Origin of the sequence: Microbulbifer elongatus, assembly GCF_021165935.1 — a bacterium.
Classification (GTDB): domain Bacteria; phylum Pseudomonadota; class Gammaproteobacteria; order Pseudomonadales; family Cellvibrionaceae; genus Microbulbifer; species Microbulbifer elongatus.
In genome coordinates this window covers 2,215,786-2,234,724 of record NZ_CP088953.1, presented here as the reverse complement: position 1 = coordinate 2,234,724, position 18,939 = coordinate 2,215,786, and the positions used below count along the sequence as shown (strand labels likewise).

At 53.9% G+C, this 18,939-nt stretch carries 11 protein-coding genes; 2 read left to right on the top strand and 9 right to left on the bottom strand.

Annotation, left to right across the window (positions count from 1 at the left end; all coding sequences use genetic code 11):
* Nucleotides 1-13 precede the first annotated feature (13 nt).
* The 3 genes from eno to LRR79_RS09090 are packed head-to-tail and all read right to left on the bottom strand — an operon-like array spanning nucleotide 14 to nucleotide 3,794.
* Nucleotides 14-1,318 carry a phosphopyruvate hydratase gene (gene eno, locus LRR79_RS09100; RefSeq protein ID WP_231756909.1) on the bottom strand — a complete coding sequence of 435 codons (1,305 nt, stop codon included), beginning with the start codon at nucleotides 1,316-1,318 and terminating at the stop codon, nucleotides 14-16.
* Nucleotides 1,315-2,307: a phosphotransferase family protein gene (locus LRR79_RS09095; protein ID WP_231756908.1), complete on the bottom strand. Its 993-nt coding sequence runs from the start codon at nucleotides 2,305-2,307 to the stop codon at nucleotides 1,315-1,317. The genes eno and LRR79_RS09095 overlap by 4 nt, the downstream gene beginning before the upstream one ends.
* A gap of 2 nt (nucleotides 2,308-2,309) precedes the next feature.
* Complete coding sequence (locus LRR79_RS09090) at nucleotides 2,310-3,794, bottom strand: aldehyde dehydrogenase family protein (RefSeq protein WP_231756907.1); 1,485 nt, start codon at nucleotides 3,792-3,794, stop codon at nucleotides 2,310-2,312.
* 280 nt (nucleotides 3,795-4,074) lie between these two features.
* Here LRR79_RS09090 and LRR79_RS09085 point away from each other — a divergent pair, with 280 nt between their 5' ends.
* Nucleotides 4,075-6,504, top strand: coding sequence for an agarase (locus tag LRR79_RS09085; protein WP_231756906.1), 2,430 nt, complete (start codon nucleotides 4,075-4,077; stop codon nucleotides 6,502-6,504).
* A gap of 405 nt (nucleotides 6,505-6,909) precedes the next feature.
* Nucleotides 6,910-11,007 carry a carbohydrate-binding protein gene (locus tag LRR79_RS09080; RefSeq protein ID WP_231756905.1) on the top strand — a complete coding sequence of 1,366 codons (4,098 nt, stop codon included), beginning with the start codon at nucleotides 6,910-6,912 and terminating at the stop codon, nucleotides 11,005-11,007.
* 99 nt (nucleotides 11,008-11,106) lie between these two features.
* Here the strand turns inward: LRR79_RS09080 and LRR79_RS09075 are convergent, their stop codons facing one another.
* The 6 genes from LRR79_RS09075 to LRR79_RS09050 form a co-directional block, all read right to left on the bottom strand.
* The gene (locus LRR79_RS09075) at nucleotides 11,107-11,871 is read right to left on the bottom strand and encodes a ThuA domain-containing protein (RefSeq protein ID WP_231756904.1); all 765 of its coding nucleotides are present in this window, start codon (nucleotides 11,869-11,871) and stop codon (nucleotides 11,107-11,109) included.
* An 18-nt stretch (nucleotides 11,872-11,889) separates the two neighbouring features.
* Nucleotides 11,890-13,578, bottom strand: a complete 1,689-nt coding sequence (locus LRR79_RS09070) for a GMC oxidoreductase (RefSeq protein ID WP_231756903.1) — start codon at nucleotides 13,576-13,578, stop codon at nucleotides 11,890-11,892.
* A 28-nt stretch (nucleotides 13,579-13,606) separates the two neighbouring features.
* Nucleotides 13,607-14,137: a gluconate 2-dehydrogenase subunit 3 family protein gene (locus LRR79_RS09065; protein ID WP_231756902.1), complete on the bottom strand. Its 531-nt coding sequence runs from the start codon at nucleotides 14,135-14,137 to the stop codon at nucleotides 13,607-13,609.
* A gap of 81 nt (nucleotides 14,138-14,218) precedes the next feature.
* The gene (locus LRR79_RS09060; RefSeq protein ID WP_231756901.1) at nucleotides 14,219-16,141 is read right to left on the bottom strand and encodes a TonB-dependent receptor domain-containing protein; all 1,923 of its coding nucleotides are present in this window, start codon (nucleotides 16,139-16,141) and stop codon (nucleotides 14,219-14,221) included.
* The gene (locus LRR79_RS09055; RefSeq protein WP_231756900.1) at nucleotides 16,131-17,093 is read right to left on the bottom strand and encodes an IS30 family transposase; all 963 of its coding nucleotides are present in this window, start codon (nucleotides 17,091-17,093) and stop codon (nucleotides 16,131-16,133) included. Before LRR79_RS09055 ends, LRR79_RS09060 begins: the two co-directional genes overlap by 11 nt.
* 36 nt (nucleotides 17,094-17,129) lie before the next feature.
* Nucleotides 17,130-18,809, bottom strand: a complete 1,680-nt coding sequence (locus LRR79_RS09050; RefSeq protein WP_231756899.1) for a TonB-dependent receptor plug domain-containing protein — start codon at nucleotides 18,807-18,809, stop codon at nucleotides 17,130-17,132.
* Nucleotides 18,810-18,939: the final 130 nt, after the last annotated feature.

Sequence of the window (18,939 nt, the reverse complement as noted above, 5' to 3'; positions counted from 1 at the left end):
TTTCGAGAAACATTCAGGAGAAAATGATCCGGTAAAGTTCCGCCCCAACAAACCGCGCCCGGTTACCCAGGCTCCGCTCAATCCGCAGTACCTCATTCCATTTCACCATCCGCTCACTGCGGGCAAAGGAACCCACTTTGAGCTGACCCGCATTGGTCGCGACAGCGAGATGAGCAATAAATGCGTCTTCGGTTTCTCCTGAGCGGGCGGAGACGACGGGGAGCCAGCCGGCTTTCTGCGTCATTTCGATGGCCGCCATGGTTTCGGAAACGGTGCCGATCTGGTTGAGTTTGATCAGAACTGAGTTGGCGAGCTGGTTGTCGATACCGTTCTGGATGCGTTCGATGTTGGTGGTAAACAGGTCGTCACCGATAACCTGTACGCGCTTGCCCACTTCCGCGGTGAATCGCTTCCAGCTGTCGAAATCGGTATCGGCGAAAGGGTCTTCGATTGAGATGATGGGGTACTTGTCGCACCACTGGATCATCAGGTCGCAGAATTCTGCCGGGGTAAAGGAAGTACCGTCTTTTTTCAGATGGTAGTGCTGGCCGTCGTAGAGATCGCTGGCGGCGATGTCCAGAGAAATGGCAACGTCTTTGCCTGCTGCATAGCCCGCCATGCGCACGGCTTCCAGCAGCACTTCGAAAGGTTCTTCGTTGCTGTCGAATGCCGGCCACCAGCCGCCTTCGTCGGCCAGGCCGACGCTTTTGCCCCGAGCCTTCATCACTTCGCCTGCGGCGTGGTAGATATTGAAGGTCATTTCCAGGGTTTCTTCGTAGGTCTTGGCACCCACGGCGATGATCAGAAAATCCTGAATATCGATGGCCCAGTCGGCGTGTGCACCGCCACCGAGGATTTGAATTTCGTTCAGCGGCAACAGAGTGCCCTGGCCTTTTCCAAGGTATTCATACAGCGGCACACCGCGAGCGTTGGCGGCAGCGCGGGCACACGCCATAGATACACCGAGAGTGGCGTTGGCGCCGAGGCGGGATTTGTTGGCGGTACCGTCCAGCTCGACCAGTTTGTTGTCGATGGCTTTTAAATCGGTGACCGGCATCCCCTTTAATACTGGGGCGATTTCTTTCTGGATATTTTCAATGGCCCTGAATACGGACTTCCCGCGAAAGCGCGCTTTGTCGCCATCGCGCAATTCCAGGGCTTCGAATTGCCCGGTAGATGCGCCGCTCGGCACCAGGCCCGTACCAGTGATGCCACTTTCAAGGGTCACCTGTACTTCTACGGTAGGAAAACCGCGGGAATCGTAAATCTGAAAGGCGTCAATACTCTGGATATTCATGGTTTTCTTACCGTTATTCATTCAGCGGTCAAAAGCTCGGTCCATTGGTGGACAAGTTGGTTAAGTGTGTTGGGAGAATCAGGAATTACAGCGTACGTGAAATCCCGTACTGTCTGTTGCTGGCTGCTGTCCAGGTATTCCACCGGGGATTTTCCATCCACACGCGCCAACATCAGTATCGGCAGCAGATGGCACAGTCGCACCTCAAATGCGTCGTCGACCACCGTATCTGCTGCAGCGGTGTAGCTGTCCCACACCTTCAGGCCGAGGCCGAGTATCTGCGCGGCATTTTTCGGCCGGTGCAGCGCCTTCAGTAGGAAGTGGTTCAACAGAAAAGCCACATCGAATACCGGGTCGCCGTACCAGGCGACTTCACAATCCAGTATCACCAGCCGGCCACTGCCCACCATCAGGTTTTTGGGGCTGTAGTCGCCGTGAATCAGGCAGGTGCGGGTACCTGCAATCCGCTCTGCTTCTGCCGTGAAATACGGATTTAGCTGCGGATACCGGCTGCCGGTTTTCAGCAGGTAGGGATCCAGCCGCAGTTCGGTGAAGTCTTTGAGGGTGTCAAATTTTTCCCGGGCAACCGCATCCCCGAGAGATCGGCGGTGAATGGTTCCAAGATAGTCGCCGGCGAGGCGCGCGTACTGCCGGTCGTATTCGCCCAATAGCAGGCGGGACTTCCAGTTTTCCAGGCCACCCTCAATCATCTCCATACAGAAAAAGTACTTTTCCGTATCAGAGTAGAGAATGGCGGGTACGGATTCCGGCAGGAATGCGCCCACATAGCGGAGGTATTCCTGTTCGGTGATATTGCGTTTGATATCCGCAAACCAATCGTCTTTTACCTTGAGCTTGTCCAGCGCGCGCTTCACCACGAAGCGCGACTGGCCGTCATCTACCAGCAGGATTTCACAAGAAACCCCGCCGGAGAGCGGGGTAAAGGTTGCATCCTGTGAGAGCAGAAGACCTTTATCGATCAGGTAATTACATAATGCTACCTGATCCACATTTATTCCTCTTCGGGTTCGGCAATCGAAAGATTGCGGGTGTAATCCAGCATGGTCTCGCGGCTGTTCACACCGCCGCCCATACCACTGGCGCTACAGGCACCGTAGGGCAAGCCATAGGCAAAGACGTTGTGGGCATTCACCCAGCTGTTGCCGGAAACCATTTTCTTGGCGATGGCAATGGCGCGGTCGTTATTCGTCGTCCATACACTGTTGGCAAGACCGTAATCCAGGCTGTTCACCTGGCGCAGCGCATCAGCGTCGTCCTTGAAGGTGGTGATATAGGCCACCGGGCCGAAGATTTCTTCGCGGAAACAGATGTTTTCTTCAGAGCCCATCAGCAGTGTTGGGCTGACGTAATAACCGGAGCGCTCCGCATCCGAAATAGTGTTGCCACCGTAGACCACTTCCGCGCCCTGCTCCTGGCCCTGCTGGATGTAACCGTTGACCGTTTTCAGTTGGCGCTCGCTGACCAGCGGGCCCATCTGGCTGTCTTCGTTCATACCCGCCTTGATCAGCACCTTGTCCAGCTCCGCCTTTACCTTGTCGATAAATTCAGAGGCGACGCTCTCATGCACAATCCAGCGGGTTGCGGTACAGCACACCTGCCCGGTATTCAGGGTGATGGCTCCGGCAAGGCCGGCTGCCGCCGCGCTGATATTGGCATCGTCACAGATAATGGATGCACCCTTGCCGCCCAGCTCCAGCTTCACTGGCTTCAGGTTCGCGCCACAGGCTTCGCCGATCAGGCGGCCAACGCGGGAGGAGCCGGTGAAGGAAACAAAACGCACTTTCGGGTGGCGGGTGAACACGGTACCCACTTCCGGACCGTCACCGGGCAACACATTGATTACGCCCGCAGGGAAGCCCGCCTCTTCTGCCAGCTTGGCGAGATACAGAGTGGACAACGGAGTCACTTCAGACGGTTTAACCACCACGGTGTTACCCGCGGCCAGCGCCGGCGCAATGCCCCACTGGCACAGGGTCAGCGGGAAATTCCAGGGAAAGATAAAGCCGACCACGCCGTAGGGAAGTCGTACCTTGCGGGCCTGCTTCATACCGGCCAGGGTCAACGGAGTTTCAAATTCTTCCTTTTCGCACATGTCCGCGAAGTAGCGCAGGCATTCGATACCAAAAGGGACGTCAAAGCCGCGGGCGTTCTCTACGGGCTTGCCCACATCCAGAGCTTCCAGCTGTGAGAGCTCTTCTGCATCCCGCTCACACAGGTCCGCGAGTTTGCGCAGCAGCGTGGCGCGCTCGGCGGGTATGGTGTCCTGCCAGGATTGAAACGCGGTATGCGCAGCCTCAATGGCCTGTTCCGCGTCGGTGGCGACCGCTTCCGCAATGTTAGCCAGGGGAGATTTATCTGCGGGGTTCTCCACCGCCATGGACTTGCTGGTGCCGCCGGTCACCCAGGCACCATTAGAATAAAAAGGAACGGGGGATTGCCCAAGGAATGCCTGGACTTTCACGGTAGTTTCAATCATCACTTTACCCATTATTGTTGGTTATCGACGAAAGTTGGGACTGCTCTGAACCCGACACTACCTTTTTTGTTAACAATCTACAACACTTTTGAGGCGCTCTCCCGAGCTGCCGCTCTCCGCTCAATTTATATTCAAGAGCCATCTACCCCGCCAAAAAGACACGCCTGGCACAAATGTTCCAACCCTGACCACTTTGTTAACAATTTACCATTTACAAATAGATCCCGCCGCTATTAGCATCCCTTCTACAAAAATCATAAAACGAGATTGGAGAGAACGGATGAAGCCGCATTCCCTGCCCGCACGATTTGCCCTACTGACCCTCACCGCCGCTCTGGCTGCCTGCGGTGGTGGCGGCAGCGGCGGTTCCAGCAATGACCAGCCCCCACAAGACGGTGGCGAAACACAGCAGGACACACGACCAGATACGTTCGCCTTTACCGCCATCTCCGATGCCGAGATGGGCACTAGCTACACCTCCAATGCCATTACGGTCTCCGGCATTAACGCCGCGGCCAACATCAGCGTTAGTGGTGGCGAGTACTCGGTAAACAACGGGGATTTCACCAGTGACGCAGGTACCGTGAATAACGGGGACACCGTTTCCGTTCGCGTCACCACTAGTACCGAATACAGCACCGCAGTCACTGCATCACTGACCATTGGCGGCGTGAGCGCAGACTATTCGGTGACCACCATGGCAGAGCCTGCGGAACCCGAACCCCCAACTGACGATGCGGTAAAAGTAGACTTCAATCTGAATATGCGTCACACCGTTGGTGGGGAATCAGAATTTGATCGGCGCAAGTTTATTACCGTGCATGCCTCCAATATTGAGAACGATTGGTTTGGCGGCAACTCGCAAAGCGCCGGCGCCCCCAATGATGACCCGGATCTTATGACCAACTTCCTGGAAGGTTACGACGTGTATTTTGGACGGGATACCGGCGGTATGAAGTGGCAATTAAGCCAGCTTCCGGAAGATGGCGCGCGCCCCGGTTTCATTGATGTTGAGGCAGCAAGAACCAATGGCGGCGGTGTGCGCTGGAATTACACTGAGATCAGTGCGGAAAATGCAGTATTGGCACGACAACATGAGCATCGGGCAACCGACATGATTGTAGGCGGCCAGCAGCACCCATACTGGCCCAACGGTGACGACGTGGGCATGGGCTGGTCATTCTCCCAAACGGATACCGAAGAAGAACCACTGGGCACAGCGGTGGGCCACTATATGGCGAACTACCTCTACGAGTATTTCAATCGCGGCGGCAGTGACACCTACGGTCAACCGAAGCCCGTGTATCTGGAAGTAATAAACGAGCCGCTGTATGACCTCGTTGACTACCCGAAAGATAAAGACGCAGGCACTACACCGGAAGACGTATTCAAATTCCACAATGCGGTCGCCAATGAAGTCCGAGCTTACCGGGACCAGTGGAATCTGGCCTCCCACGACAATGTGCTGATCGGCGGCTATACCGTCGCTTTCCCAGACTTCGAAAAAGACAATTTCAATCGCTGGGAAGAACGCGACAAGCTGTTTATCGATATTGCCGGGGCGAACATGGACTTCCTGTCCGTCCATTTTTATGACTTCCCAGCATTCCAGGGTACCCGCCAACTGCGCCGCGGCAGTAATGTGGAAGCCACCTTCGATATGCTGGAACAGTATAGCCTGATGGCCACCGGCGAGCGTAAACCCTTCGTGGTTTCAGAAATTGGTGCCACCGTGCACAGCATGATGAATGATCCCTGGACTCCGGAACGGGACGGCTACAAGTTACGCGCCCTTAACGGACTGACGATGAATATGCTGGAGCGCCCGGACCAGATCCTGAAATCCATTCCGTTTGTCACCATGAAAGCGGAGTGGGGGCGCACTGAGGTGCCTTATACCAATCGCCTAATGCGTCAGAAATTTGAAGCCGAAGGGGAGACCGGAGACGCCTGGGTATATACAGAATTTGTGAAGTTCTACCAGCTATGGTCTGACGTAAAAGGCACGCGGGTAGATAGTTGGGCCAGCGATCTGGATATTCAGGTAAACGCCTATGTAGACGATAAAACGGCCTACCTGGTGCTAAATAACCTGGAGCAGGAAGACACCGAACTGAACCTGGCGGCACTGGGCGCCGATGGAAACAGCCTGCAAAGCGTGACCATCAAAGAGCTCTATTACGACCCGGATGGCAAGCCGGTGCTGGACGTAAGTGACGGAGCAGAACTTCCACAGATGTACACGCTGAAGTCCGAAGCGACGACCATTCTGCAATTGACTTATACAAACTCAATTGCCGTTGATGGCGATGGGACAGAAACTAAATACTACGCCGACAAATACAAGCAGGCCATCAGTGCCGATGCCAAGTTGCAGTTTGCAATAAACGACGTATTGGTTGGCGATACTGGTGAAGCGGTACTACGCCTGGGTGTTGGTCGCGAGCACGGGAAATCCCTGACGCCGAGCGTTACGGTGAACGGCAATGCGGTCACCGTACCGGAAGATTACCAGGGGTACGATCAGTACTACGGCGGCAAAGGCCGCGCACAGTTCTTTGGGGTACTCGAAATCCCTGTGGATCTCGAATACCTCCGCGAAGACAACACCGTAGAAATCGTGTTTGAGGACGAAGGAGGCTTTGTCAGTACGGCAACACTGCAGGTATTCAATACCTCCTCAGCAATCGCCCGCGGCGTCCGTGAATAATTCAAATTTATAGACCAAAAACAACAACGACCTTCTACAGCTTTCTTTTCACCCTTTTCAGGCCGGTGGTTTCCAACCCCGGCCTGCCTTTTATTCCCCCTCCACTTCTCGAGAACTAGAGGCAGTTCTCATCCCCACAAAAAACATGAGCGAATTACACGACAATTCCAATCAAACATATTGTCGATTGTTAACAGTTTATTGTTTAATTCTTGTGACAGCAGATATAACGCTAACAGCGCCGCACTTCCAAACCTTTCACAACATACGGTTTTTGCGGCAACTGCCGTCGATCTGGAGCCACTTACTGTGCGCTCCGCCATTCCGAGGTACCGGCGGAACGCCCGAGCGGTTCAAAAATAATAACGACACCCGATGTACCGTGTCTCAATCTCGGAGCAAGCGATGAAACTCCCCTACCCCAGGCGCCCACTGGCGCTGGCACAATCCGTGCTGGCCGCTGGTATCGCCTTCAGTACGGCAGCGACTGCGGCGGATTACCGCATCGAAGCGGAAGCCTTCAGCAGCGTAGGCGGCACCTACGCCGATGGACAGCCGCAAAAAATCAGTGTTTACACTGTCAACGGCGTAACCGCCATCAACTACGTCAACAAAGGCGACTACGCCGAGTACTCCCTGCAAGTCGCCGAAGCGGGTACGTACAACCTCCAGTACCTGATTGGTACCAGCGTGGCCTCCGGTGCGGAAATCGACTTCCAGATCGGCAGTGGTTCCAGCTGGACCTCGCTGGTTAAAAAAGCCGTACCGGCGGGCCACTGGGATAACTTCCAGCCACTCGATGCCGGCAACATTTCCCTGCCGGCGGGCACGGTCAATCTGCGCGTGGTCGGCTCTGGCAGTAACAACTGGCAGTGGAACCTGGACGCACTGGAACTCACCCAGGTCAACACCGGTGGCGGTTCCAGCAGCAGCGGCGGCAGCTCCAGCAGCAGTGGCGGTGGTAGCCTCGACTTCACCGTCGAAGCAGAGAGCTTCTCCCAGGTCGGTGGTACTTACGCCGATGGCCAACCGCAAAAAATCAGCGTTTACTCCGTAAACGGCGCGACGGCGATTAACTACGTCAACAAAGGCGACTACGCGGAATACACCATTTCCGTTCCCCAGGCCGGCAACTACGACCTGACCTATTTCGCCGGCACCGCGATTAACGGCGGTCGCATTGACTTCCAGCACAACAATGGCGGCAACTGGCAGACCCTGGCGCAAACCAGTGTTCCAAACGCCGGTTGGGATAACTTCCAGGCACTGGCCGGTGGCAGCGTGTACCTGCCCGCAGGCACCCAGCAAATCCGCGTGTATGGCGGTGGCAGCAACGACTGGCAGTGGAACCTGGATCGCTTTGAACTGAGTTACGACAGTGCAGGCTCCGGCTCCAGCAGCGGCTCATCTTCCAGCTCGTCCAGTTCTTCCTCGAGCTCTTCCTCGTCTTCCAGCTCAAGCTCTTCCAGCAGCTCCAGCTCCTCTGGTGGTAGCAGCTCAAGCTCGTCTTCCTCCAGCTCTTCGAGCTCGTCCTCCTCAAGCTCTGGCGGCTCCAGCTCCGGCGGCAGCAGCCCCGGTAACGGCAGCCCGGTTTCCGGCACCTTCACCCTGCAGGCTGAAAGCGCACACGTTGTGGGTGGTGATATCGATACCTACGCCATCAACGGCGGCACGGCGGTGAACTACTTCAACAGTGGCGACTACCTCGAGTACAACCTGAGCCTGGATCAATCCGGTCTTTACCGTCCGAAATTCTTCGTTGGTACCGGCAACACTTCCGGTACGTCTGTTGGCCTGATGGCCACCGACCACGAGGGTGAGCTTGTCATCAAGAACACCACTGATGTACAAAGCCAGGGGGGCGACTGGGACAGCTTCTATCTGCTCGACGCCTCCAGCGAAATCAACCTGTTCGCCGGCGACCTCACCATCCGCATCTTCGGCGCAGGCAGTCAGGACTTCCAGTTCAATATCGACTACGCCACTTTTGAACGTGTGGGCGACGTGAACATGGCCCTTGATGGCGACAGCGACGGCACCCCGGATGTGGACGATCAATGCCCGAGCACCGACCCAGCAGAAACCGCCAACAGCGTAGGTTGTGCGCCCTCTCAACTGGACACCGATGAAGACGGCATTACCGACAATCTGGATCAGTGCCCGACGACCGCGGCCGGGGAATTCGTTAACGCCGTTGGCTGTGCAAGCCCGGGCGGCGACGACGATGACTTCGACGGCGTGCTCAATGGTACGGACCAATGTGCGAATACCCCGTACGGTCAGAACGTCGACCCATCCGGCTGTTCCGGATTCGCCGACAGCGATAACGACGGTATCGCCAACAGTGCAGACAACTGCCCCTCCACCCCTGCCGGCGAGTTTGCCAACGAGTCTGGCTGCTCAGCCTCACAAGTGGGTAACGGTCACAGTGCCACTGTAACGGTCAACGCCAATATCAAGCACAGCGTGGGCGGTGTGTCTGACTTCGGACGTAAGCGCCACATTACTGCGCATACCACCATTTACGAAAATGATTGGAACGGTCATTCAGACAAACTGAACTACTTCGTAAATACTCTGGATGTGACCCTCGGCCGCGACAACGGTACCGCTACCTGGAAATTCCAGGACACCAAAGAAGATCCAAACCGGGACAACTGGCCGGATATGGACTATATGGTGGAGCGCGGGCAGGAGCTGCGTGAACTGTACGAAGGCAACCCCTTCTACAAACGCTTCAGTGCAGAGAGCACCGAGCTGATTGCCGGCACCAACCCACACCCGACGTACCCGACCCTGAGCTGGTACGACACCGGTAAGACCTGGCACAACTGGCAGCCGATGAATATCGAAACCTCTGCTGCGTGGATGGGCCAATACCTGAAGCATTACTACGCAAATTCCAGCAACGGTTACGTGGGCGATCCCATGCCAAAATACTGGGAAGTGATCAACGAACCGGATATGAAAATGAAAACCGGCGCGTTTATGGTCACCAACCAGGAAGCGATCTGGGAATATCACAACCTCGTAGCACAGGAAATCCGTGCGAAGCTCGGGAACGAAGCGCCAATGATCGGCGGCCTGACCTGGGGCCAGCACGACTTCTATCGTCGAGATGGCATCTCGCGTCACGCCGATGACGCCTACGACCAGTGGATTACCGCAGACGACCCCGCTGAAGAAGCTGCGGCGGAAGAGTTCTTCCGTCAGGCCATGGCGACCACCGTGGATGATACCCGAGCACAAGACTGGTACCAGTGGGATGTAATGTGGAAGGGCTTTATGGATGCCGCTGGCCATAACATGGACTTCTATGCAGTACACGTCTATGACTGGCCGGGAGTGGACGATGACTCGCGTTCGACATTGCGCCGAAACGGTCACCTACACGCCATGCTCGATATGATGGAGTGGTACGACGTTCACCAGAACGGCCAATCCAACCGCACACCCATCGTGCTGTCGGAATACGGCGCGGTACAGGGTGGTTGGGACTATCTTCCCCACCAGGTTCGTTACGAGTCCGAGGTAATCAAATCCTTCAACGCCATGTTGATGCAGATCCTGGAGCGCCCGGACTATGTCATCAAGTCCATGCCATTTACCCCGGCCAAACCCCTGTGGGGCTACTACCCGGGCGGCTGTGGTTATGAAGAACCGCGTACCTGTTCAGCCCCGTACCACTACAGCCTGCTGATCGAGCCTGTACTCAACCAGGGCAACTGGCAGTGGTCTGACTACATCAAGTTCTACGAGCTGTGGGCGGATGTAGATGGTACTCGGGTCGACAGCATTTCCAGTGATGCGGATGTACAGGTCCAGTCTTATGTGGATGGCGACGAGCTGTTCGTGATCATGAACAACCTGGAAACCGTAGACACCACCGTGAACCTGGACATCGCTGGCCTGGGCGGCGCCCAGCTGCAGAATGTGGAAATGCGCAATATGCATTTCGACAACAGCTTCGATACCCTGCTGGACCGCCAGCATATGAAGCAAATGCCGAGTAACCTCACGCTCGCGGCAAATGCTACTGTTGTGCTGCGCTACAGCCTGGGTAACAACATCGCCGTTAACCAGACCATGAACGAGAAGAAGTACTTCGGTAACAGCGTAAGCGGCGGCAGTGTACCCCACCGTATCTCAGTTAACGGTGGTGCGAAAACACTGCAGGTGAACAACGTGGCGGTTCCGGCCGGCTATGCGGAAGCGCAACTGCGCCTTACCGTGGCTCTCTACCCGGGTGAAGACGACAGCCCCGACAGCCTGCTGCAGATCGACAGCCTGACCATCAATGGCCAGACCGTTGAGACGCCACTGGACTGGCGTGGACGCAAGCAGAACGCGGCAGAACGGTACTTCAACACCCTGGAGATTCCCGTTCCGGCTGACCTACTGCAGGCCAACAACACCATCAGCGTCGACTTCCGACACAATGGTGAGTTGACCGTCGCCAACCTGGTTGTCAAAGACTACAGCACCGTGCCGGTGCGAAACTAAGCCTCATTGACCACAAGGTAAAACAAAAAACCCCGCACTGGTAACAGGGCGGGGTTTTTTAATGATTCAGTAAACGTTAAAGATCTAGATCATCGGAGCCTATTCGATCCCTCTTCCGGTCGCGGCCCAGTAAATTCCACCGTAAAGGTGCGACAGAAACATGGCATTACCGTAAGACGCCGGCAAATGGCCGAGGCCCGTGTAGAAAGCGCGGCCGCCATCGTACTGCTGGTACCATGCAACGGGATGAAACTCACCCATACCGTCGGACTTCACATCACCCCATGCGGCCTGCGCCTTGTAGGTGGTTTCATCCACGGACAAAAGATACTTCAGGGAATCGCTGTGCTCCGGTCCATAGGTGTAATACTCTTCGGTCCACAGGAAACGCGCTGGCATATACTCGGCACCCGGAAAGCCCGCCTCCAGCACATCCACTTTCGCAGACTGCACCGCTGGATGGATCAGAAAATTACGCCCAACCAGGCCCCGGTACCAGGACCAGTCGTACCCCGTATCCGCTGCCGAATGCACACCCACATAGCCCTTACCGGAACGGATAAAGGCCTGAAAGGCGTCCTGTTGCCGTTCGTTCAGAACATCACCGGTGGTTAATAGAAAAACCACCACATCGAACTGCTGCAGGTTTTCCGTCGTAAACGCCTCACTATCACCCGTGTGCACCACCTCAAAATCGTGTAGACGGGATAGTTCCGTTACCGCCGAAACTGCAGCCGGAATACTCTCGTGTTGCCAGCCCGCCGTTTTGGTAAACAGCAGCGCCTTGAACTGAGCCGCCGAAACCGGTGTGGCAGCCATCAGCGCGAGTAACGTCACCACCCTTTTTACTGGCGATTTTTTCATTTTGTCCTTCCCGGCCATTCAGATTAACCCCTGTTGCATCTGCTGATCCGCATAATCCACCGCCCGCGCGGTAAACGCCATAAACGTAATCGAAGGATTCACGCAGGATACAGACGAGAAGGCTGCGCCATCGGTGACAAATAGATTTTTCACATCGTGACATTGGTTCCACTTGTTCAAGTAAGAGGTTTCCACCGAATGCCCCATACAGGCGCCGCCCATTTCATGAATTGCGCCGCCCGGCGGCGCCTCGCCCTCAAAGCGGCGGATATTTTGGAGCCCCGCAGCTTCCAGCATTTCGACCGCGGTATCGCTCATATCCCGCACCATGGCGCTTTCGTTTTCTCCATAGGCCACATCGGTCACCAGCAATGGCATACCCCACTTGTCTTTTTTGGACGGATGGAGATAGATTCGGTTTTCATACCTCGGCAGGCTCTCGCCAAAACCCCACATGGTGAAGTACCAATTTCCCGGCTGGCTCACTTTTTCCTTGAAGGCCTTACCAATGCCCTTGCCCGTCTTGGCCCAGTGCCACCCTGCACGGCTGGCACCGCACTGGAAACCATAACCGCGTTCGAACTTTCCGTGCTTACTATTGATATTTCGGAATCGGGGAATATAGACCCCGCCCGGGCGGCGCCCCTTGTAATAGTCTTCCAGATACCCGGGCACCATGCCCGAAGCCCCGCCCCCGCCACAGTGGTCCATCACATAACGGCCGAGCACATCAAACCGGTTGCCAATCCCTTCGGGAAAGGTCTCGGATTTTGAATTCAGCAGAATCTGTACCGAGGCCAGCGTAGAGGCACACATAAATACGGTACGCGCAGACACCTGCTTGCGCTCTCCGCTGCGCATATCCACATAGGCCACGCCGGTGGCGCGGCCGCTGGCGTGATCGTACAGCACCTCCTGAACCTGAGCATTGGCCACTAGCGTCATATTGCCGGTGCGCTCGGCGGCCGGCAGCGCTGCGGAATTGGAAGAATAGTAGGCCCCGAAGGAACAGCCGCGAGGACACTCACTGCGGGCCTGACATTGCACCCGACCCAGCTCCAGGTGCTGCTTCTGGGGTTGCGTGAGATGCGCGACCCGCGCGGGGATAAAGTGACGGTCCGGGAAAGTTTTCTCAATTTTCTTTTTCATATCCCGCTCCACCACATTGAGCGGCAATGCAGGCAGAAACTTGCCGTCCGGCAAAACTTCGAGACCTTCATAGCTACCGGATATCCCCACAAAAGGCTCCACCCGGTCATACCAGGGCTCGATATCCTCATAGCGCACCGGCCAGTCGATACCGTTCCCATCGAGTTTGTTGGATTCAAAATCCAGTTTGCTCCAGCGGTAACTCTGGCGCCCCCAGATCAGCGACTTGCCACCCACCGTGGCGCTGCGGTACCAGATAAACGGTCTTTTCTGTTCGTAAGGGTGATCTTTGTCATTGATCAGGTGGTGGCGGGTGTAATCATTGTAGATATACACCTCCTTCTGGATATGCTGCTCTGCCTTGAACTCCTCCGGTACATCACCGCGGAAAGGCATTTGCCACGGGGCCTTGCCCTCGGTCTTATACTGCCGGTGTTTGACCATCTCACCCCGCTCTAGCACCAGAGTTTTATAGCCCTTTTCACAGAACTCTTTCGCCGCATAAGCGCCGCTCATACCGGAGCCAACGACGATTACGTCGTATTCAGTATTGCTCATTACTGTTTTCCTTCAGACCTATTTCGCGCTACAACCAGGCGCGCCCGACTTCTGCCAGCTTGATCTCTTTATAGGGGCCCGGAACCGGGTCGTAACGTAGCGCTTGAGTAGCGCCGACTTGGGAGGTGTAGTAGCCGATTACGATAAGCTCTTTGAGCTGTTTGTAGACAGTGCTCTCATCAGAGGAGCCCAGCCGGTCATCCAGAGACTGAATCAACTCCGTTTTGTGTTCTTCGGATAATCTCAGAAATTCTTGAATGGATTCATTGCACAATTCCCTCAAGCCTTCAACAAATGAATTTCTTGCTTTGGATTCCAGAAATTCGCTCAGGTAAAAATCAATATATGCCGGAACTCCTGCCTGACTGGCCGAGGGTGTATCTGACTTAGGAATAATAATATCCGAGACCTGAGAAACGAACTCCAGTTCATCTGGACCTAGAAAGCCGGAAGGTTTCCCGGAAAAGGCGAGCGCAGCATCCAAAGCTGCAGCATCATTGACGAGCGCACCATACCCAAGTGCAGCCGATATATTGATCAGAAAGCGTCTTCTATTCATAGAATCACCAGAAAATGGGTGAAAAAAAGCCGCACCTGTTTCCAGACGCGGCAAGCAATGACAAACTATTGAAGAGAGGGCTTAGAAGCGCGCCTGGACACCGACGCGGAAGGTACGACCGGTGCGATAGTCCACTACAGTACGTGACTTGGTCGCATCTCCATCCAATGGATTTCCTTCGTCAAACAGCACGGTGTTTCCATCCGCATCTACCTCACCCAGGTCCATAAAACGACTGGTGTAGTAGGTTCGAACACCTTCATCAGTCAGGTTAGTAGCCTGGAAGGATAGCGTCACATTGTCGTTGAGCGCATAGCTCGCAGATAGGTCAAGAGTTTGACGACCTTCCTGCCAGAGCGCACCGTTGTTCCAACTGCGCTGCGCCAATTGATCAGAGGTACCTTGGTAGGCAAGACGTAACTGGTGACCATTCTGCTCCCAGAATACGGTCGCGTTGTAGCTGTGCTCCGGTGTGTACGCTACGGGTAGCTCCGGGAGAACGATGTTCGGATCCAGTGAGGACACTTCCTGTTCATAAGCGCTATCCTGGAACGTATAGTTGAACATGGTACCAAGGCCAGAAAATACACCCGGGAGCATATCGTAGGTCTGAGTGTACTGAAGCTCGAGACCCTTGATTTCCGCACCTTTACCATTCTTGATTTGCGTGGTGCGGAACTGGGCACACATTTGCTCGGGATCACCAGAGAAGGCCCAGTCTTCGTTCAACATCACATTGCCCTGCATACGCTTAGGCATGCAGTTCTCAAGATCATCGGCTTGCTTGATCAGGTCCGCAGCTTCATAGGGCTCATCGCCTTCATTAAGCCCGAGGTCCCGCAGATCGTCCATATAGGTGACGATAGTTTGTGACTCTTCGAAATTGGTCATGTCCTTGTAGAACAAACCAGCGGCGAACAAGGCGTTTTCCGAGAAATACCATTCGAAGGAAAGATCGAGGTTATTTGACTCCAGCGGATCCAACTTGGTGTTATACAACGTAATCACGCTACCTGTACGATCTCCCCAAATACTCTCTACCACCTTGAACCCGGGGCGAAGCGAGTCAATCTGCGGACGAGCCATGGTTTTGGACACGGCGAAACGCCCAACCATTTCATCGTTAATAACGTAGTTAAGGTTCAAGCTTGGCAAGACCGCACTATATTCATGCTCATCCTCAACCGCGAAAGAACGCTGACTCAAATCCGGGCCAGGAATGATATTGCCATCTTCATCGAACTGGCGCTCACCATAGATATTAAAAGACTCGGTGGACGTATCGGAATGGCGCCACAGCCACCATTCTGCAATTTCTTCGCCCGCCCAATTATTTTTAACCGCGAGCGGTTCAAAACAGGCACCTGCGTCAGGAAGAGGAACATCATCTTCGCGAGTTTCAGTTCCCATGGTGTCATAGCCCTGACCATCTACCCGAGACCAACGAGTTTCATCATTCCAGTTAGTTCCACCGTAAAACAGGATATCGGGGCAAAGAGGATTGGTTGAATCACGCAAGGCTTCAAGGGCGAACGGGTCAAATACTAAGCCATTATTATTTGGATCAGAATGGAAGTTCACACCGGAATAGCCTTCAGCTTCCACTGTAGTCTTTACGTAGCGAACCCCAATGTCACCAGTCAAGCGATCATCCAGGAACGCAAAATTCCCTTTCAAGTAAACAGCTTGATTATCCAGCTCGGTCAGGCGTGTTTCGGTATTGTCCGGGAGGTAATCTACGTCTGTATTACCCAGGGCGGCCATAAACGCTTTTTCAGCGGAGACAACCGCCCAGCCATCGGTGATATTATCGCGGCCGTACCCCAGCGACTCCATGAAGTTGTCAACCGGGAACTCTCCACAGGCAATATTGGTACCGCTGATATCCGTCATTCCGCGAACAGTCGTGAACACCTCGCCAGTAACGGGATCGCGAGTTACGGTTCCCTCTGTTACGTTACCTAGTATCAAGTTTGAACCGCGACAATAACTGTTATCTTCCATAGTACACCTCTTCTGGGGTTTTGTAGCCGAACCGCTTTCTGGGGCGGCTATTTAATTTCATTGCAATAGCGTCACATTGCTGCTGTGTAATGTCTTCCATGCTGTGATCCTTCGGAAGGTATTGCCTGATTAACCCGTTGACATGCTCATTGCTTCCTCGCTCCCAGGAGTGGTACGGGGTGGCAAAATAGAATTTTACTGCACAGCAGTCCTCAATCTTCTTATATTGGTGGAATTCAGTACCATTGTCAGCGGTTATAGTTTTAATATTTCTCGGATCACGATTAATTAACCGTACTGTTTTCTTGTTCAGCTCATAGGTTGATTTATTTTTGAGCTTCCCAATCATCACAAACCCCGTTTTACGCTCCAGCAATGTAACAATGCAGTGGTTGCTGCCCCGGCCGTGAACAGTGTCAATTTCCCAATGGCCCTTGTAACGCCTGGTCTCTACACTTTTAGGTCGGTCTGTGATGTGCCGCTTATCCGCAAGTCTCCCCCTGCTGTCATAGGCTTTGTAGCGCTTTCGACGCTGTTTTGAGGCTTGGCGTAAATGCGTCCATAAGTTGCCGCCATTCTTCTTATTTCTCCAGATATACTGGTAGATAGTTTCGTGGCTTAACCGGCGTTTCATCAATTTATGTCTGCGTATGTAACCGACTATTTGCTCTGGGCTGTACTTCTTCCGAAGTAACGCTCGCACAAGCTTAAAGTGGCGTTCAGAATAGTGCCTATTACGACGTGATCGTCTGCGTCGCCCTCGAGTACGACTGTCGGCCTCACTCGGTCTATAACCGCCATCGGTTCGGTGGCAGCTGTTACGTTGGAACTCCCTATAGAGGGTACTCCTGTGGCGCCCAGTCAACTCGGCGATATCGGTGACGGAAAGACCTTGTGCACGGTAGGCCGCAATCGTGTATCTTTCTTCTCTGGTGATCTGTTGATACTTCATTGGTGCAATTCACTTCTTGGCGGGAGTAAAATGCCCCTAGTATCGCAGATCACCTCCAGTTTTAGGTAATTTGTCGCGGTTAGTATATGAATCCGGGTTATTAAACACAACCATTTGGTTGTCGACGAATTTCTCTCGATCGGAGAATTTTGCACCGAACTCTAGTTTGTTAACGCCGGCAAAATCTACGTCCCAATCCACATCAAAATATGCAGCTCTTTGGGTGTCTTCAACAGATCGGTCTGTTTTGGTGAGATAGCTTAAATGTTGCGCAGCCAAATCATCCGGGTTAAATCCTGTGGTCGAATAGTTATCTCTCGTGTGTTCTGTATCCGGCGGCAATACATCGCCATGATCAACTATCCCGGTACCACCAACCAAAACGCAACGGCCAGAGGTACAATCGTAGCCCACCGGCTCTAAATCATCCGGGTGGGTATTCATCATTTGCGTCGCATTGATCCGATCAAAGTTCTGCATATTTACATACAAAGACTGCCCGGGTAGTTGCTCTGCTTTGGAATAGTTAAGACCACCAGATAAAACAATCGAGTCACCAATCTGCTGAGTCAAATCCAGCGAGACAATGGTGTTCTCATTTGAAAAGTTATTGGTACCCTGAGAAATATCACCCAACGCCGTACGGTTTACCATTTTTGTAAACGTCTGGGTTTCGGTGTCGTAGACATGCCAATTTTGCTGAGGATCAGTCCATTCGGCGGGGTCCATATTGATACCGGGGACAGTTTCCCCTTCGATCATATTTTCGTAATCACCGATACGCGTTCTCAGGTCGTGCATTGAAGACACGATATCCTGCTTGTTCCAGCTAACATTTGCATTAACTTCAGTGGTTTCCGTTGCATACCACTGCAAACCGAGATTTACGCCCTGGCGATCCCGTTCGTTCTGAAACAGCTGCATATGTGAAAACGGAACGGCGATACCTGTGACATCTTCGATGATATTGCCATTCTGATCACGAGCAATCCGGGAGGTCTTTGCTACAAAATCTTCAGCCTCATACTGATCCTTACGGACCGAGTTCGTCTCGTCAAAAGCGGTAACAATGACACCCACAGTGTCATTCAAGAATTTACCGGTATACGTAACAGACGCCTTATGATCTTCACCTTCCGCCAAGTCGTTATAGCGGCCCTGACCGGTAATATTCAGCCCTTCGGTTACTTCCAGCGGTTTGGCAGAAACCAGATTGATATTCGCGCCCAGCGAACCTTCGTCGTGGTCTGCACTGGGGGTTTTCACAACTTCGATTTTGGAGAGAATATCTGCGGAATAAGCCGACAGGTCCACCGCCTGGCTGAAGCCCGTAGAACCCAGCTGCACACCGTTTAGGCTGATATTGTTCTGCTGCGCATTCGCGCCGCGCACGGTGATGGTGGTGCCTTCACCGTCGGCGGTCTGCATGGAAACACCGGTCACGCGGGACAGGGCTTCTGCAATGTTCTGGTCGGTGGTTTTGCCGATGTCTTCGGCGTTGATGGTGTCTTTGATGTTGCCGCCGTAGCGTTTGTCATCAATGGACTTTTCAATACTCGCACGAATACCGGTCACCTGAATTTCTTCAAGTGCCTGATATTGGCTTTCATCTTCTTTTTGGTCTTCCTGTGCAAATGCCTGGCCGCTACAAACGGACAGTACGGCAACTGACAGTGCAGACATACGGAAGCGATTACGTACAGTGGACGTAGACATGGCTTACTCTCTCCATCGGATCGCATTTTTATTATCAATTCGGCATTCACTGATACCGCTAGTGGCGCCGCCCCTAGTTTTCGAAAGAAGACCCGGTTTTGTTATCTAGTGGGTTTCTTCCATCGATGGC

Coding starts and splice junctions, on each gene's coding strand:
- LRR79_RS09070 (WP_231756903.1), bottom strand. CDS start 13,578: ATGAGCAATACTGAATACGACGTAATCGTCGTTGGCTCCGGTATGAGC.
- LRR79_RS09080 (WP_231756905.1), top strand. CDS start 6,910: ATGAAACTCCCCTACCCCAGGCGCCCACTGGCGCTGGCACAATCCGTG.
- eno (WP_231756909.1), bottom strand. CDS start 1,318: ATGAATAACGGTAAGAAAACCATGAATATCCAGAGTATTGACGCCTTT.
- LRR79_RS09050 (WP_231756899.1), bottom strand. CDS start 18,809: ATGTCTACGTCCACTGTACGTAATCGCTTCCGTATGTCTGCACTGTCA.
- LRR79_RS09060 (WP_231756901.1), bottom strand. CDS start 16,141: ATGGAAGATAACAGTTATTGTCGCGGTTCAAACTTGATACTAGGTAAC.
- LRR79_RS09085 (WP_231756906.1), top strand. CDS start 4,075: ATGAAGCCGCATTCCCTGCCCGCACGATTTGCCCTACTGACCCTCACC.
- LRR79_RS09055 (WP_231756900.1), bottom strand. CDS start 17,093: ATGAAGTATCAACAGATCACCAGAGAAGAAAGATACACGATTGCGGCC.
- LRR79_RS09065 (WP_231756902.1), bottom strand. CDS start 14,137: ATGAATAGAAGACGCTTTCTGATCAATATATCGGCTGCACTTGGGTAT.
- LRR79_RS09075 (WP_231756904.1), bottom strand. CDS start 11,871: ATGAAAAAATCGCCAGTAAAAAGGGTGGTGACGTTACTCGCGCTGATG.
- LRR79_RS09090 (WP_231756907.1), bottom strand. CDS start 3,794: ATGATTGAAACTACCGTGAAAGTCCAGGCATTCCTTGGGCAATCCCCC.